General features: G+C 61.1%; 17 protein-coding genes and 2 pseudogenes. 2 read left to right on the plus strand and 17 right to left on the minus strand.

The features are described 5' to 3' along the window. Positions 1-77 precede the first annotated feature (77 nt). From KTN04_RS08040 to KTN04_RS08055, 4 genes are read right to left on the minus strand one after another with little or no spacing between them, the layout of a single operon-like run. Positions 78-374, minus strand: coding sequence for a DUF167 family protein (locus KTN04_RS08040; protein WP_217334708.1), 297 nt, complete (start codon positions 372-374; stop codon positions 78-80). A gap of 13 nt (positions 375-387) precedes the next feature. Continuing rightward, the gene (locus KTN04_RS08045; RefSeq protein WP_217334709.1) at positions 388-951 is read right to left on the minus strand and encodes a YggT family protein; all 564 of its coding nucleotides are present in this window, start codon (positions 949-951) and stop codon (positions 388-390) included. Between the two features lie 29 nt (positions 952-980). Next, positions 981-1,808 carry a pyrroline-5-carboxylate reductase gene (gene proC / locus KTN04_RS08050; protein ID WP_217334710.1) on the minus strand — a complete coding sequence of 276 codons (828 nt, stop codon included), beginning with the start codon at positions 1,806-1,808 and terminating at the stop codon, positions 981-983. A 14-nt stretch (positions 1,809-1,822) separates the two neighbouring features. Beyond that, on the minus strand, positions 1,823-2,530 hold the full coding sequence (locus KTN04_RS08055) for a YggS family pyridoxal phosphate-dependent enzyme (RefSeq protein WP_217334711.1): 708 nt from the start codon (positions 2,528-2,530) through the stop codon (positions 1,823-1,825). A gap of 97 nt (positions 2,531-2,627) precedes the next feature. Between KTN04_RS08055 and KTN04_RS08060 the strand changes: the two genes are divergently transcribed. Next, positions 2,628-3,662 (plus strand): type IV pilus twitching motility protein PilT, encoded by a 1,035-nt coding sequence (locus tag KTN04_RS08060; RefSeq protein ID WP_217334712.1) that lies wholly within the window; start codon positions 2,628-2,630, stop codon positions 3,660-3,662. A 25-nt stretch (positions 3,663-3,687) separates the two neighbouring features. Further along, positions 3,688-4,860 (plus strand): PilT/PilU family type 4a pilus ATPase, encoded by a 1,173-nt coding sequence (locus KTN04_RS08065; RefSeq protein WP_217334713.1) that lies wholly within the window; start codon positions 3,688-3,690, stop codon positions 4,858-4,860. A 67-nt stretch (positions 4,861-4,927) separates the two neighbouring features. Here KTN04_RS08065 and KTN04_RS08075 read toward each other — a convergent pair. The 13 genes and pseudogenes from KTN04_RS08075 to KTN04_RS08135 form a co-directional block, all read right to left on the minus strand. Next, positions 4,928-5,965, minus strand: a pseudogene (locus tag KTN04_RS08075) (GspE/PulE family protein). A gap of 57 nt (positions 5,966-6,022) precedes the next feature. Further along, complete coding sequence (locus KTN04_RS08080) at positions 6,023-6,277, minus strand: hypothetical protein (RefSeq protein ID WP_217334715.1); 255 nt, start codon at positions 6,275-6,277, stop codon at positions 6,023-6,025. Next, positions 6,259-6,573, minus strand: coding sequence for a hypothetical protein (locus tag KTN04_RS08085; protein WP_217334716.1), 315 nt, complete (start codon positions 6,571-6,573; stop codon positions 6,259-6,261). The genes KTN04_RS08080 and KTN04_RS08085 overlap by 19 nt, the downstream gene beginning before the upstream one ends. Then, a pseudogene (locus KTN04_RS17400) lies at positions 6,570-6,776 on the minus strand (type II secretion system protein); the annotation flags it as partial. The pseudogene KTN04_RS17400 and the gene KTN04_RS08085, both read right to left, overlap by 4 nt. A 235-nt stretch (positions 6,777-7,011) precedes the next feature. Continuing rightward, positions 7,012-7,710, minus strand: coding sequence for a response regulator transcription factor (locus KTN04_RS08095; RefSeq protein ID WP_217334717.1), 699 nt, complete (start codon positions 7,708-7,710; stop codon positions 7,012-7,014). A 235-nt stretch (positions 7,711-7,945) separates the two neighbouring features. Further along, entirely contained in the window at positions 7,946-9,220 is a 1,275-nt protein-coding gene (locus KTN04_RS08100) for a dihydroorotase (protein WP_217334718.1), read from the minus strand. Continuing rightward, positions 9,217-10,224, minus strand: a complete 1,008-nt coding sequence (locus KTN04_RS08105) for an aspartate carbamoyltransferase catalytic subunit (RefSeq protein ID WP_217334719.1) — start codon at positions 10,222-10,224, stop codon at positions 9,217-9,219. The genes KTN04_RS08100 and KTN04_RS08105 overlap by 4 nt, the downstream gene beginning before the upstream one ends. A 20-nt stretch (positions 10,225-10,244) precedes the next feature. Beyond that, the gene (pyrR, locus tag KTN04_RS08110) at positions 10,245-10,754 is read right to left on the minus strand and encodes a bifunctional pyr operon transcriptional regulator/uracil phosphoribosyltransferase PyrR (protein ID WP_217334720.1); all 510 of its coding nucleotides are present in this window, start codon (positions 10,752-10,754) and stop codon (positions 10,245-10,247) included. Beyond that, on the minus strand, positions 10,729-11,211 hold the full coding sequence (gene ruvX, locus KTN04_RS08115; RefSeq protein WP_217334721.1) for a Holliday junction resolvase RuvX: 483 nt from the start codon (positions 11,209-11,211) through the stop codon (positions 10,729-10,731). The genes pyrR and ruvX overlap by 26 nt, the downstream gene beginning before the upstream one ends. A 13-nt stretch (positions 11,212-11,224) precedes the next feature. Beyond that, on the minus strand, positions 11,225-11,791 hold the full coding sequence (locus tag KTN04_RS08120; RefSeq protein WP_217334722.1) for a YqgE/AlgH family protein: 567 nt from the start codon (positions 11,789-11,791) through the stop codon (positions 11,225-11,227). Positions 11,792-11,829: 38 nt separating this feature from the next. Then, a complete protein-coding gene (locus KTN04_RS08125) occupies positions 11,830-12,777 on the minus strand; it encodes an energy transducer TonB (protein WP_217334723.1) in 948 nt (315 codons plus the stop codon). Next, positions 12,774-13,727, minus strand: coding sequence for a glutathione synthase (gene gshB, locus KTN04_RS08130; RefSeq protein ID WP_217334724.1), 954 nt, complete (start codon positions 13,725-13,727; stop codon positions 12,774-12,776). Before gshB ends, KTN04_RS08125 begins: the two co-directional genes overlap by 4 nt. A gap of 31 nt (positions 13,728-13,758) precedes the next feature. After that, on the minus strand, positions 13,759-14,487 hold the full coding sequence (locus KTN04_RS08135) for a 16S rRNA (uracil(1498)-N(3))-methyltransferase (RefSeq protein ID WP_217334725.1): 729 nt from the start codon (positions 14,485-14,487) through the stop codon (positions 13,759-13,761). Between the last annotated feature and the right edge of the window lie 338 nt (positions 14,488-14,825).

The following is a 14,825-nucleotide window of genomic DNA, read 5'->3' on the forward strand; positions in this document are numbered from 1 at the left end:
CGGGTTCGAGCATCACATGTCGTAGTGCAACACCCGGCAGAGCATCAGAAACCTGGCTGTATACAACGTCGTGTTCCTTAATCCGAAGCAAGATCGAGACTGTCCGGCAGTTTGGCGGGGGCGTGGATACGCACCCGCTTTTCCCGGCCCAGCTCGCCGCTGATAATACTGACGTCACGCTTGGCGACGCCGAAGGTTTTGGCCAAAAATTTGACCAGCGCTGCATTGGCTCGGCCCTCGATGGGCGGTGCGGCAATGCGGATCTTAACACTGTCGCCATGCCGCCCGGAAATTTCATCCCGGGAGGCCTTGGGCTGCAGGTGGCAGTGCAGGATCAGATCCTCCCCCTGCCATCGGTAATGGGCTGCGCTCATCCGGTCTCGGTCCTCAGAGTATGACGAACCCTCGCAGGTAGCCCTGCACGATCTGAATCAGCAGGAAGATCAGAATCGGTGACAGGTCCAGCCCGCCAATGGGCGGAATCACCTTGCGTGCCAGGCCGAACAGCGGCTCGGTCAGTTGCAGCAGCAACTGCGGCGCCGGGTGATAGCTGCTCGGCGCCACCCAGCTGATGATCACCGCACCCAGCGAGGCCCAGAAATAGATGGTCAGCAGGGTATTGAGTACACCGGTCAATGAGAAGACCAGAAGGTGCAACGGATTGATCGACCCGCCCAGCGAGGCAAAGGCCGGCGCGAACTGTATCAGCAGCAGGATGCTAATCGCCTTGACCGCGATCGCCACGATCAGGGTGGCGAAGTCGAAGCGTCCACGGGGGCGCAGCGCCTTCTGCAGAGGGCCTACCACCGGTTGGGTGATGCGCACCACCGACTGCGAAATCGGGTTGTAGTAATCGGCCTGCGACAGTTGCAGGGCAAAGCGCATCAGCAGCAGGAAGGAGGAAATGCCTCCCACCAGGCTAACAATAAGTGTAATCGGGTCCTGTCCCATGATCAGTCCTGTTCGGCAGAGGGTTCAAGTCAGTCTTTGCACAGCTCGGCAGCCATGTCCACCGCGCGGTCGCGGCAGGCGGTCATCGCCTTTTCCACGGTCGCCTCCAGTCCCTGTGCCTGGAACGTCAGGATGGCCTGCTCGGTCGTGCCCTTGGGCGAGGTCACGCGGCGGCGCAGCTCGGCCGCATCCACATCGCTGCTGCTGGCCATGCGGGCCGCACCCAACGCGGTCTGCAGGGTCAGCTCGCGGGCCGTGGCTTCGCTCAGGCCCAGCTTGACGCCGGCGGCGGTCATCGCCTCCATCATCAGGAAATAGTAGGCCGGGCCGGAACCGGAGACGGCGGTGACAGCGTCCAGTTCGGCTTCGCTCTGGACCCACAGGGCGATGCCGACCGCCTGCAGCACCTGCGTTGCCTGTTCACGCTGCAGCTCGCTGACACGGGCATTGGCGAACAGGCCGCTGGCACCGGTCTGGACCAGGGACGGGGTGTTGGGCATGCAGCGTACCAGAGCCACATCGCCGCCCAGCCAGCGTTCCAGCGCCTCCATGCTGATGCCGGCGGCAATGGAGACGAACAGCGGCTGGTGCTGCTGTGCTGCGGTTGCCAGGTCGTTGGCCACAGCCCGCATGATCTGGGGTTTGACCGCCAACACCACCAGGTCGGCGGCGGCTACGGCGGCCTGATTATCGGTGGTGGTCTTCAGGCCCTGCGCCGCCAGGTCGGCCAGGCGTTCGGCATCCGGCTCGGCGGCCCAGATGTTGGCGGCGGTAAAGCCGTTCTCGAGTAGGCCACCGATGATAGCGCGGGCCATGTTGCCGGCACCAATGAATGCGATTACGGGTTGTTGGCTCATGAAACGACTCCTGGTCAGGCCGGTGAATGGGATGTTGAGTTGGGAGACGGGCGTGGCCCGAACAGGGCGGTGCCGATGCGCACGATGGTGGCGCCTTCGGCGATGGCTGCGTCCAGGTCACCTGACATGCCCATGGACAGGGTATCCAGTCGGGGCAATTCTGCCTGCAGTGCGGTCAGCAGTGTGCGCACGCGGGCAAAGGTGGCACGCTGGCGCTCGGGATCGGGTTCCGCCTCAGGAATCGCCATCAGGCCACGCAGCTGCAGATTGGGCAGCGCAGCCACGGCGCGGGCCAGGGCGGGCAGTTCATCCGGAGCACAGCCCGATTTGCTCGCTTCCTCGCTGATGTTGACCTGCAGGCAAATATTCAGCGGTGCCCGATGCGCCGGGCGCTGCTCGGACAGGCGCTTGGCAATCTTGAGCCGGTCGACGCTGTGGACCCAATCGAAGTGCTCGGCAATGGGCCGGGTCTTGTTGGACTGGATCGGACCGATGAAGTGCCACTCCAGTGGCAGGTCTTGCAGTGCTTCGATCTTGTCCAGCGCTTCCTGCAGGTAGTTTTCGCCAAAAGCGTTTGGGCCACAGGCATACAACTGACGTATTTCGTCGGCGCTGCGGGTCTTGCTGACCGCCAGCAGCCGGACGCTGTCAGGCGCGCGTTCCGAGGCCCTACAGGCACTCATAATCTGCTCACGAACATGGTCATACTTGTCTGCTAACATAATCACCCATGAATACTGACGGCTGTCATTGGCAGGTTAGGCCTATTCTGCTAGAACACTAAAGTTTAATGGAAGCTGCTTCGGATCTCGACCGCTTATGGATATTACAGAACTTTTGTCTTTCGCCGTACAACAGGGTGCGTCCGACTTGCACCTGACCGCCGGCATGCCGCCGATGATCCGTGTCGACGGCGATGTTCGGCGCATCAAGCTCCCTGCCCTGGAGCATAAACAGGTGCATACGCTTGTCTACGACATCATGAATGACAAGCAGCGCAAGGAATATGAAGAAAATTACGAGGCCGACTTCTCGTTTGAAGTACCCAACCTGTCCCGTTTTCGTGTCAACGCCTTCAACCAGCACCGCGGTGCGGCCGCGGTGTTCCGTACCGTCCCGAGCAAGGTGCTGACCATGGAAGATCTGGACATGGGCAAGGTGTTTCGGGATCTGGCCGAACAGGCGCGTGGCCTGGTGCTGGTGACCGGCCCGACCGGTTCCGGTAAGAGTACCACGCTGGCGGCGATGATCGACTATGTCAACGACACCCGCTCCGATCATATCCTGACCATCGAGGACCCGATCGAATTCGTTCATGAAAGCAAGAAGTGCCTGATCAACCAGCGTGAAGTGCATCGTGATACCCACAGCTTCTCCAACGCCCTGCGCTCGGCGCTGCGTGAAGACCCGGACGTGATCCTGGTGGGCGAGATGCGTGACCTGGAGACCATCCGTCTGGCGCTGACCGCGGCAGAAACCGGCCATCTGGTGTTCGGGACTCTGCATACCACCTCCGCCGCCAAGACCATCGACCGTATCATCGATGTTTTCCCGGCGGCCGAGAAGGATATGGTACGCTCCATGCTGTCCGAGTCGCTGCAAGGGGTTATCTCGCAGACGCTGCTGAAACGCACCAAGGGTGGCCGTGTGGCCGCACACGAGATCATGATCGGCACCCCGGCGGTGCGCAACCTGATCCGTGAAGACAAGGTGGCGCAGATGTACTCGGCCATTCAGACCGGTGCCGCCTACGGCATGAAGACGCTGGACCAGTCGTTGACCGAGTTGATGCAGAAAGGTCTGATTTCCAAGGAAACGGCCCGTGACAAGGCGAAGAACCCGGCCGCCTTTTAACGGCCCGAGAAACAGGAGTTAACCAGTGGATTTTACCCAACTGTTGAAGGTGATGGTGGATCGAGGCGCATCCGACCTCTTCGTCACCGCCGGTGCGGCACCGTCGATCAAGATTGACGGCACCATCCGCCCGCTGACCAAGGAAACGCTGAAACCGAGCCAGACCCGTGCGCTGGTGTACAGCACCATGAACGACAAGCAGCTGGCGGAGTTCGAGGGCACCAGCGAGTGCAACTTCGCCATCAGCGCGCCGGGTATCGGCCGTTTCCGTGTCAGCGCCTTCATGCAGCGCAACACCCCGGGGATGGTACTGCGTTCCATCAACAATCATATTCCGAGCATGGATGAACTCAAGCTGCCGGACGTGCTGCGTGATCTGTCGATGACCAAGCGCGGCCTGATCCTGTTCGTGGGCGGTACCTCGACCGGTAAATCGACCTCGCTGGCGTCGATGATCGACTACCGCAATGAAAACCATGCCGGGCACATCATCACCATCGAAGACCCGATTGAGTATATCCATAACCACAAGAAGAGCATTATCACCCAGCGTGAAGTGGGCATCGATACCGAGTCCTTCGATGTGGCGCTGAAAAACACCTTGCGCCAGGCGCCGGACGTGATTCTGATGGGCGAGATCCGCTCGGCGGAGACGATGAAATACGCGCTGGCGTTTGCTGAGACTGGCCACCTCTGTCTGGCGACCCTGCATGCCAACAACGCTAACCAGGCGCTGGACCGCATCATCTCCTTCTTCGGTCCTGAGCATCATGACCAGGTGTGGATGGATATGTCGCTTAACCTCAAGGCGATCGTGGCCCAGCAGCTGCTGCCGACCGTAGACGGCAAGGGCCGCCGTGCCGCCATCGAGGTGATGATCAACACGCCGCTGATCCAGGACCATATCCGCAAGGCCGAGGTTCACGAGATCAAGGAAGTGATCAAAAAATCCACCAACCTGGGCATGCAGACCTTCGACCAGGCGTTGTTCACTCTGTACCGTGATGGCGTCATCACCTACGAGGTTGCGCTGGCGCATGCGGACTCGGCTAACGACCTGCGTCTGATGATCAAGCTGGATGCGGAAACCAGTGGCAAGTCCGACGTCAAGCAGGAGTCCGATATGCCCAGTTTCACGCTGCAGGATGACGACGATGATCTCAACCTGGAAGGCGACATGAGCGTCAAGGGCATGTGAATGGCAAGTCATGCGTGATCAAAAGGGCGGCCCTGGGGCCGCCCTTTTGCGTTCAGTGTCCGGCGACTCAGAGCAGGGCCGTTTCCTGCATGCCGAAGATGCGCACGAACTCGTCGACCGTGGTCTCGCCATTGCGGATACGGCGTGCGCAGGTCTCCCAGATACTGACATGGTTGGTTGCATTCAGCCGCTCCGCCAGTGCCTGGCGGCCACCGCCGTTTTCGATCCAGCGCAGGATATCGGCATCCATGACCAGAATTTCATAGACCGGTAAGCGTCCTTGATAACCGGTATGGCGGCAGGCGTCGCAGCCGGACCCCTGCATGAATTCGACCTCGCCCAGATGCTCTGCCAGTGCTGCGGGAATTCATTCCGGGGGCGCTGCAGGCACCTTGCAGTGCTCACAGATACGCCGGACCAAGCGCTGGTTGATGCAGCCGATCAGTGTATCGGCAATGCTGTGTGTGGGCATACCTAACGCCCCTAAGCGTCCGACGACGCCGTATACACTGTTCACGTGCAGGGTTGATAGCACCAGGTGGCCGGTTTCGGCGGCACGCATGGCCGCCTCTGCCGTTTCCGTATCGCGGATTTCGCCCACCAGCATGATATCCGGATCGTGGCGCAGAAAATGGCGAATGGCCGCATCAAAGGTGTAGCCGGCCTTGCGGTTGACCTGGGTCTGGCTGGCGACGGGTAGCTCGTATTCGATCGGGTCTTCGACCGTCAGTATGTTCTTGCCGGTCATGCCGTGGGGCTTCAGGCCGGCGTGCAGGGCCGTGGTCTTGCCGGAGCCGGTGGGGCCGGTCATCAATAGCATGCCGTGAGGCTGCTGGAACATGCGGTTGATCAGCACCAGATGTTCGGGTGCAAAGCCGAGATCTGCCAGTCCGGACACCGAAATGCCCTTGGGCAGCAGGCGCATGACCATACTTTCGCCATGCGGAGTCACGCTGGTGGACACACGAATGTCGTACTGTTGTCCATCCAGGCTGGCCGAGTAGCGGCCATCCTGCGGCCGCAGGTGATCGGAGATGTCCATGGCCGACATGACCTTGATGGCCGATACCAGTCGCAGCAGGGAGCGCTCCAGACTGATGGGTATAGCCCTGCTGGCGTGTCGGCCGCCGTGTGGATGACGATAGAGTCATGTTGCCTCCGCTCACTGGCTCATTTTGTAGATGGCGACCACCGTGATGACCTGATCTTCATCCAGGTTGGTGGTCGTGTCATCCGCAGTGCCGGTCTCGGGGCCATAGGCGTCGGTGTTGTTGGTGGCCCACTCGGTTCCCGGATTTCCGCTGGTGTCATTGTTGATGTCCTGCTTGCGGAACAGGCCCTCATGGGCATCGGCCTTGCCGTCGATCATCTGGTCCAGCGAGCGGGCCAGGTCCGGCGTCAGGCCGGTGATAACCATGACGTTGCCTGAGCTGGATGCTGTGCCGGGCTGGTTCCATTAGAAGCAGACCTGCAGTTCCTGAGGGTTGCCGTTGGTATCCAGGTAGGGTAGCGGTCTTCAAAGCCTTCAGCGCGGCCCGGGGGCATGCGAATGCCGTGGCGATCCATTTCCTGATGCAGAGTCAGGTTGGCCGCACGCTGCATGTTGGGGCCGGTGGCGCCCTGGCAGATGGCATTGGGTTCGATAACCCCTGTCATATCCTGACCGGACACCAGGCTGCCGGCGACGGCATGGTCGGTGCCATTGACCATCATGCGGGCTGGGTCTGGCTGTCAGCTAGCACGACACCGGTACGCAGGTAGTAATTGTTGTAGGCACTGACCCACTGGTCGACGAACTTCTGCTTGATCTTGGTGTATTCGGCGTTGCGCTGTACATCCTTGCCGATGGAGATGGCACCGAGGATCAGGCCAATGACAACGAGGACCTGCGCGATTTCAACCAGGGTAAAGCCGCGTTGGGAAGAACGAAGCGTGCAAAGCTGGGGCTGTGCATGTTGTTACCTTTCGTTGCGGAAGGAATCGGCAATGCATACCCGAGACGTCCGGTATGAAGCAGTGTTGCTCCGTTATCGCACCTCAGATATGGATCGCATGATTCACGGCAGGTTTTTATGGCGCGGATTTTTTCATAGTGTTACCAGATGGTGGCATTCTATAAATATGTCAAATGGTTCAAACGCTTGTACGAGTTCATTGGCTCAGATCACGAAACACGATGCCCTTGCCGAAAATGGCCCGAATGGGCAAGGTCAGGTCGTGCTGGCGCGCCTTGCTGCGCAGCCGGCTCAGGATGACGTTGATGCGGTGGGTATTGGGTTCGGGGTCGTAGCCGAACAAGAGGTCGTGCAGCTGATCCTTGCTGCAGACCTCATTCTGGTTGCGCAGCAGGATCTCCAATAGGGCGTGTTCCTGGGGGGTGAGCGGCAAGGTCGTGCCGGAGGGTGAGACCAGGTGTTGCGCATGCAAATGCCAGCGCAGCGGGGCGGGCATGCCATCCGTCTCGGCGCTTGCCTGCTGACACATGCGGGACCATAGCTCGACAAGGTACTGGTACAGACGACCGAAATTGACCGGCTTTTGCAGATACAGGTCGGCGCCGAGGCTGAGGCCACGTTGCTTGAGCTGCATGGAGTCATAAGCCGTCATGATGATCAGACCGTATTTTTCCAGCCCGGAGAGGTAGTCGAGAACACTGAGTCCGTCTTCGCCTGGCAGGGCGACATCGATCAGTACGATATCAGCGGGTGTACGGTGCAGCTGCTTCCAGAAAGCTTCGGCGCTGTTGGCCCCCCAAGCATCCAGGCCCTTGGCCTTGAGAAAAAACAGCAGCTCGTCCTGCAGGTCCGGGTTGTCTTCGATGACAGCGATACGAGGGGATGTTGCCTGCATACTCGTGGGCTTCCTTGGGTGACGAAAGTTTCACATGACGAAGGTAAAGGCTGTAGCGGGCCTCCAAGGCAACCTCCATGTCATTTACAGCAGGAATTACATGCTTGGCCGCAAGTCCCTGGCGCACTTCGATGCAAGCGGTAACTATATCGCGTTTACGATTAAAACTTAATATTGCATGAATGCAATCAATGATTTGAAGCATGGAGGCGGCGCCTCCATGCAGGGTGTGGGCTCAGCGGCGGAAGACAATGCGACCGTCCATCAGCGTTGCGCTGACGCGGCCTTTCAGGGTTTGGCCCAGGAAGGGCGTGTTCTTGCCGGCCGATCTCAGACTGTCTGCGCTGACGACCCATTCGGCATTCGGGTCGAAGATGCAGATGTCGGCCTGAGAACCGATGGCCAGAGTGCCGGCGTCAATGCCCAGGATGCGCGCCGGCGCCGCCGTCAGCGCCTCGATCAGCTGCGGCAGCTCCAGCAGCTGCTGTTCGACCAGTGACAGGCTCAGCGGCAGCAGCGTCTCCAGACCGCTCATGCCCGGCTCGGTGGCGGCAAAGGGTGCCTGCTTGGCGATGGGGTCGTGCGGCTGGTGGTCGGAGCAGATGGCGGCAATGGTGCCGGTCACCAGGCCCTGACGCAGGCCGGCCCGGTCGAGCTGGCTGCGCAGCGGTGGCTGTAGATGGTAGGCGGCGTTGAAGCCGTTGACGCTCTCGTCGGTCAGCAACAGATGGTGCACGGCAACGTCGGCACTGACCTGCAGGCCGCGTTCGCGTGCCGCCTCGATCATGCGCACCGAACGCTCGCAGGACAGCTGGCCGAAGTGGGCACGCACGCCGGTCTGTTCCACCAGCAGCAGGCAACGGGAGACTTCGATGGTCTCGGCCGCTTCCGGGATGCCGTTCAGGCCCAGACGGGTCGAGGTGGTATCGTCATGCATGCAGCCATGGGCCACCAGGCTGTTGTCCTGGGCCTGGAACACCACCAACAGGTCATGAGTCGCGGCATATTCCAGGCAGCGCAGCAGAGTCTGGCTGCTGGCAATGCCCCGGCGCAGGTTGGTGAAGGCGACACAGCCGGAGCTGGCCAGGCCGTGCAGGGGAGCCAGCTGTTCGCCCTCCAGGCCTTGGGTCAGGGCGCCCATCGGCAGTACGCGGGCAAAGCCGACATCGGCAGCCCGGTCCTGAATTAGCTCGGCCACAGCGGCGGTTTCCACCAGCGGCTGGGTGTCGGGGGTGGTTACCAGCGTGGTGATGCCGCCCGCGGCGGCGGCGGCGGTTTCACTGGCAATGGTGCCCTTGCGGGTGAGGCCCGGCTCGCGCAGATGGGTACAGAGATCAATCAGCCCCGGACAGACCACCTGGCCGTCGGTCTCAATCACTTCTTCCGCTTCGAAACCCTCGGGCGCCTGTCCCAGGGCGACGATTTCGCCGTTGCTGATATAGAGGTCGGCCACTTCATTCCACTGCTGGGTGGGGTCGATGACGCGACCGCCCTGGATCAAAATGTTCATGCCTGCTCCTCCTGACTGAGTTCACCCCGTTGTGCCATCTGCCCCCCCATGGCCTTGGACATCACCGCCATGCGCACGGCAATGCCGTTGGTGACCTGATCCAGAATCAGCGAGCGGGGGCCGTCGGCCACTTCCGACTCGATTTCGACACCGCGGTTGATCGGGCCTGGGTGCATCACCACCGCATCCGGCTTGGCATAGGCCAGCTTGTCACGGTTGAGGCCGTACAGCTTGTAGAACTCGGACTCGCTGGGCAGCAGGGCACTTTGCATGCGCTCTTTCTGCAGGCGTAGCATCATGATCACGTCAACATCACGCAGGCCCATGGCCATGTCGGTGTACACCTTGACGCCCAATGCCTCGATATGACGCGGTAGCAGGGTCTTGGGGGCGATCACACGGATTTCGCCGGCGCCCAGAGTGCGCAGGGCATGGATCTGCGAGCGGGCCACGCGCGAGTGCAGAATGTCGCCCACGATCGCCACCGTCAGCGGCGCAAAGTCACCCTTGTGGCGGCGGATGGTCAGCATGTCCAGCATCGCCTGGGTGGGGTGCGCGTGGCGACCGTCACCGGCGTTGATCACGGCGACATTGGGGGTGACGTGCTGGGCGATAAAGTGGGCGGCGCCGCTGTCGGCGTGACGTACCACGAACATGTCGGCGTGCATCGCCTCCAGCGTCATCAGCGTGTCCTTGAGGGTCTCGCCCTTCTTGGTCGAGGAGGTGTTGATGTTCAGGTTTAACACGTCCGCGGACAGGCGTTTGGCGGCCAATTCAAACGTGGACAGGGTGCGGGTGCTGTTCTCGAAGAACAGGTTGGCAACGGTCTTGCCGCGCAGCAGCGGCACCTTTTTCACCTGTTGCTGGCTCATGTCGACGAAGGAGTCGGCGGTGTCGAGAATTTCGGTCAACAGCTCGCGGGGCAGGCCTTCGGTGGTCAGAAAATGGCGCAGCTGGCCATCGGACGTCAGCTGCAGCGCGTTCGGGTCGGTAGCCTCAAACATGGTGATATGCTCTTGTCGTTTCAGTCACGCTGACGGATGGTCAGCGTCAGGGGATCGGGGCCGTTGAGTTTGACCAGCTGGTCCGGGCCCAGCGCCAGGGTACCGCCGATGACATCAGCCTGGATCGGCAGTTCGCGGCGCTGCAGGTCCAGCAGGGTGATCAGGCTGACCGAGGCCGGGCGGCCATAGTCGAACAGCTCGTTCATGGCGGCCCGGATGGTACGGCCGCTCATGATGACATCGTCCACCAGCAGGATGTCTCGACCTTCGGTGGCACAGGGCAGTTGCGTCGGCTGCACTTTGGGATTCATGCCCACCTGGGTGAAGTCGTCGCGGTAGAAGCTGATATCCATCACGCCCAGCGGACTGGTCAGTGCCAGCTGCCGGTGCAGGCGTTCCGCCAGCCAGACGCCACCGGTGCGGATACCGATCATCAGTGGATCGTTCAGGTGACGCTGCGCAATCAGGGCGCGGGTTTCACTCGCCATCTTGTCGAGCAGTGCATCAACGCTCAGGGTGCCCGAGACCATAGATATCCTCCAGTCGGGTGTGGCTTGGAATGCGGTCGGAACTGTTGAACCAGTCCTCCAGAATCAGCTGGGCGGCGATGCCGTCCACCGACTCCTGCTTGAAGTTGGTACCGCCGCCGGCATCCAGGTGAATGCGCTTGGCTTCGGCCGTGGTCAGGCGTTCATCGCAGAGGAAACAGGGCCGCTGGTAGCGGTCCTGAATGCGGTTGGCAAACTTGCGTGCCCGGCGCGCCATTTCCGAGATGGTACCGTCCATATTGAGCGGAATGCCCACCACCAGGGTGTCGGGCTGCCACTGCTTGACGACGCGGTCCAGAGCGTCCCAGTCGGGCATGCCGTCACGGGCACGAATCGGCTCGATCGGGTTGGCGCTGGCGGTCAGACTCTGGCCGATCGCCAGGCCGATACGGGTCGTGCCGAAATCAAATCCCAGCACCAATTGGGTGTCGCTGCTCATCCAGTCGCTTCAGTCAGGCGTGTCCGGCGTGGGCCGGCATTAGATTCAGGTTGATGCCCAAAGTGGCGGCGGCGGCATGCAGCCGGTCCTCCAGGGGCAGGTTGAAAAGTATATCCGAATTTGCCGGGCAGCTTAACCAGAGGTTGTCGCACAGCTCCTGTTCCAGCTGCTCCGGACCCCAGCTGGCGTAACCCAACGCTACCAGAAAGGTGTCGGGGCCTTCATTGCGGGCGATGGCTTCGAGAATATCGAGGGAGGTGGTCAGGCAGATGTCGTCATTAATGCCGTGCGATGATAGCCACTGTTGTTCAGGCTGGCGGCGGTGCAGCACGAAACCACGATCATCGCGCACCGGGCCACCGTTGAAGACTGGCCGTTCGGACATCAGGCCGGTGTGATTATCCAGCTCCAGATGATTGAGCAAGTCGCACATGCGGATACCGCTGGGGCGATTGACCACGATGCCCATGGCGCCGTATTCGTTGTGGTCGCAGAGATAGACCACGGTTTGGGCAAAGGTCTCGTCCAGCAGGTGTGGCATCGAGATCAGAAAGTGGTCACGAAGTGAGGTCAGGGGCATAAGGTCGTCTCTCTTCGCTGGTTAAAGGTAGCTTAGGCTTAGTACACCCGTGCCCGTTTCTCAAATTTCCAGGTGCGAATAATTTCCAGCCGGTCGACATGCTTGCGCATCTCCACCGGGAAACTCTGGAATGGCGAAGCCAGCTGGACGATGCGGATTGCCGCTTCGTCCAACGTACGGTGTCCTGATGAGGCCAGTACCTCCACGTTGACGACCTGACCATCCGGGTTCAGGGCCACCAGTAGGCGCAGGGTGCCCTGCAGGCCCTGGCGGCGGGCCTCTTCCGGGTAGTTCAGGTTGCCGACGGTTTCCACGCGGCGCCGCCAGTTGTCCAGGTAGCCGGCGTACTTGTGTGAGCGCGTCGCCGCCGAGGTCAGGCGCAGAATGCGCGGCTTCTTGGCGCGTTCTTCACGAATCAGGTCCAGCTTGGCCTGCAGACTGGCCATTTCCAGGCTGCGGGCCATTAGAGAAGTGGACTGATTCGGTTGAGGCTCAGGTGGTGACGTGCGTGTTTCGCGTGCCGCCTCGGTCCGGTTGGGGGCCTGCTCGCTTTGTCGGGCCAGTTCGGCACGGGCCGCACGGAGTGTGCCCTGTTCCTGCTCGGTCTGCTCGCCAGGGCCCGTTTCCGTGCCGGGGTCCGCCTTGGGAGGTGTGTCCGAGGGCGCCGGCTGCGCCGCCTGATGGCGCGTCTGCTGGCTGTTGAGTGGCGCGATTTCCGTGGTTGATGGCGTGGCGACTTCCTCGGCATTGCCGCTGCCGCGCTGGTTATGCTGGGCGATGAAGTCGGCCTGGTCCGGTGCATCCTGCTGTGGATACTGGGCCAGCGTTACGTCCAGCGTCTGTTCCGGCGGCTCCGGTTCGGGAATGTGAAAGCTCAGTGTCAGCAGCAGGACGCCGTGTACCAGCGTGGCGATAAACAGCATGAAGCCGAAGCCGTCACTGTTCAGGTGGTGCCAGAGGGGTAAACGGTCGTCCTGGGTGTTCATCGTGTTGCCAATTCCTTTTCAATGCAGTCCATCAGCTCCATGCCGATGTCGAGGTTAAACTGATCGTCCAGTTCGCGGATACAGGTCGGGCTGGTGACATTGATTTCGGTCAGGTAATCGCCGATCACATCGAGGCCGACAAACAACAGGCCTTTCTCACGCAGGGTCGGGCCGACCTGTTCAGCGATCCAGCGGTCGCGGTCGCTCAATGGGCGGCCCTCACCGCGGCCACCGGCGGCCAGGTTGCCGCGGGTCTCGCCGGCCATGGGAATGCGGGCCAGGGCGTAGGGCACCGGCTCACCGTTGATCATCAGGATGCGCTTGTCGCCGTCCTTGATCTCGGGAATGTACTTCTGCGCCATGATGGTTGCGGTGCCATGGGCGGTCAGGGTCTCAATGATCACGCCCAGATTGGTGCCGTCTTCACGAATATGGAAGATGGAAGACCCGCCCATGCCGTCCAGCGGTTTGAAAATGACATCCTTGTGCTCGGCGTGGAACTGGCGCAGCAGGTCTTCGCGACGGGTGACCAGTACCGGTGGGCAGCACTGCGGAAAATGGGTGGCGAAGAGTTTCTCGTTGAAATCGCGCAGGCTGCCGGTACGGTTGACGATCAGTGTGCCCTGGGATTCAGCCATCGCCAGCAAATGAGTGCTGTAGATGAATTCGTTGTCGAACGGCGGGTCCTTGCGCATCAGGATGACATCCAGCTCGGCCAGATCACGAATGACATACTCGCCGCGTTCAAACCAGTCATTCGGGTCCATGGCGACCTTCAGCGGCGCCATTTGCGCCTTAACCACGCCATCGCGCAGAAACAGGTGCTGCTGTTCCATGTAATGCAGCTCCCAGCCCTTGCGCTGAGCGGCCCAGAGCATGGCCAGAGAGCTGTCCTTTTTGTAGCTGATGGCTTCGATGGGGTCCATCACAATGCCGACTTTGAGAGTCATCACGAGAGTCCTGTGCTGAATTCGATAAGGGTTACCCCAGGTCGCCCCAGAGGTACTGCAGGATGGCGCAGGCGGCCACGGGCGCGGTCTCGGTGCGCATGACGCGGGGGCCGAAGGCGACGGGCTTGAAACCGGTGGCCAGGGCAGCGTCCACTTCGGCTTCGGTGAGGCCGCCTTCGGGGCCGATCAACAGCGCAACCGAAGTCGGGGCGTTCATGGTCTGCAGGGGCTGGGCCGTATGGTGGTGCAACACCAGCTTGAGTTCGGCGTCCACATCGGTGATCCACTGCTGCAGCGGGCTGACCTCGAGGATCTCGGGCACCCGGGTACGCTGGCTCTGTTCGCAGGCACTGATCGCCACCTGCTGCCAGTGGCGCAGGCGTTTGTCTTCGCGTTCGGCCTTGAGGCGCACTTCACAGCGCTCGCTGGTCAACGGCGTGATCTGTGCCACACCCATTTCGGTGGCCTTCTGAACGGCGTAGTCCATGCGCTCGCCACGGGACAGAGTCTGGCCGATATGAATCTGCAGGCCGGATTCGACCGCAGGCTGTGTCACCTCGGAGATCCGGGCGCTGGCGCGGCGCTTGTCCACGGCGGTCAGTTCGGCGGTGTATTCTGCGCCATCACCATTGAACAGACGGATCAGGTCGCCATCGCGCAGGCGCAGTGCACGCACCACATGCTGGATGCTGGTATCGGACAGGACGATCAGAGCACCGTCACTGAGCGGCTGAGGTTCATAAACGCGGGGTATGCGCATAGCGTTCTGCTGGTTCGGGAAACAAGCCGCTATTATGTCGCATGGACTGCGGGGGATGCCAGTGGGGAGGGTAAGGATCGCGCTGTTCTCACGCAGATCGGCTGTTGTTGGGCTGTTGGTGCCGCGCATCTGCGACAGGCTTTACGTCGTCTGCGATCGTCACCAACGCTTCGCTAACACGGCATTACCCCGCTGGGCTGACTGAAGTTCAACCGCAGGTGCAAGACGCGTTGTCCAGGGGGTGGGTTAGATCTGGCTGACCGTCTGCGGCCAGGGATGGTTTATGGTGTGTCAGACAGAGCTGACCCTATTACCACAGCGGGTGGAAAAGGCGGCTC

The sequence above is a fragment of the Marinobacterium weihaiense genome, assembly GCF_019061305.1.
Taxonomy (GTDB): Bacteria; Pseudomonadota; Gammaproteobacteria; order Pseudomonadales; family Balneatricaceae; genus Marinobacterium; species Marinobacterium weihaiense.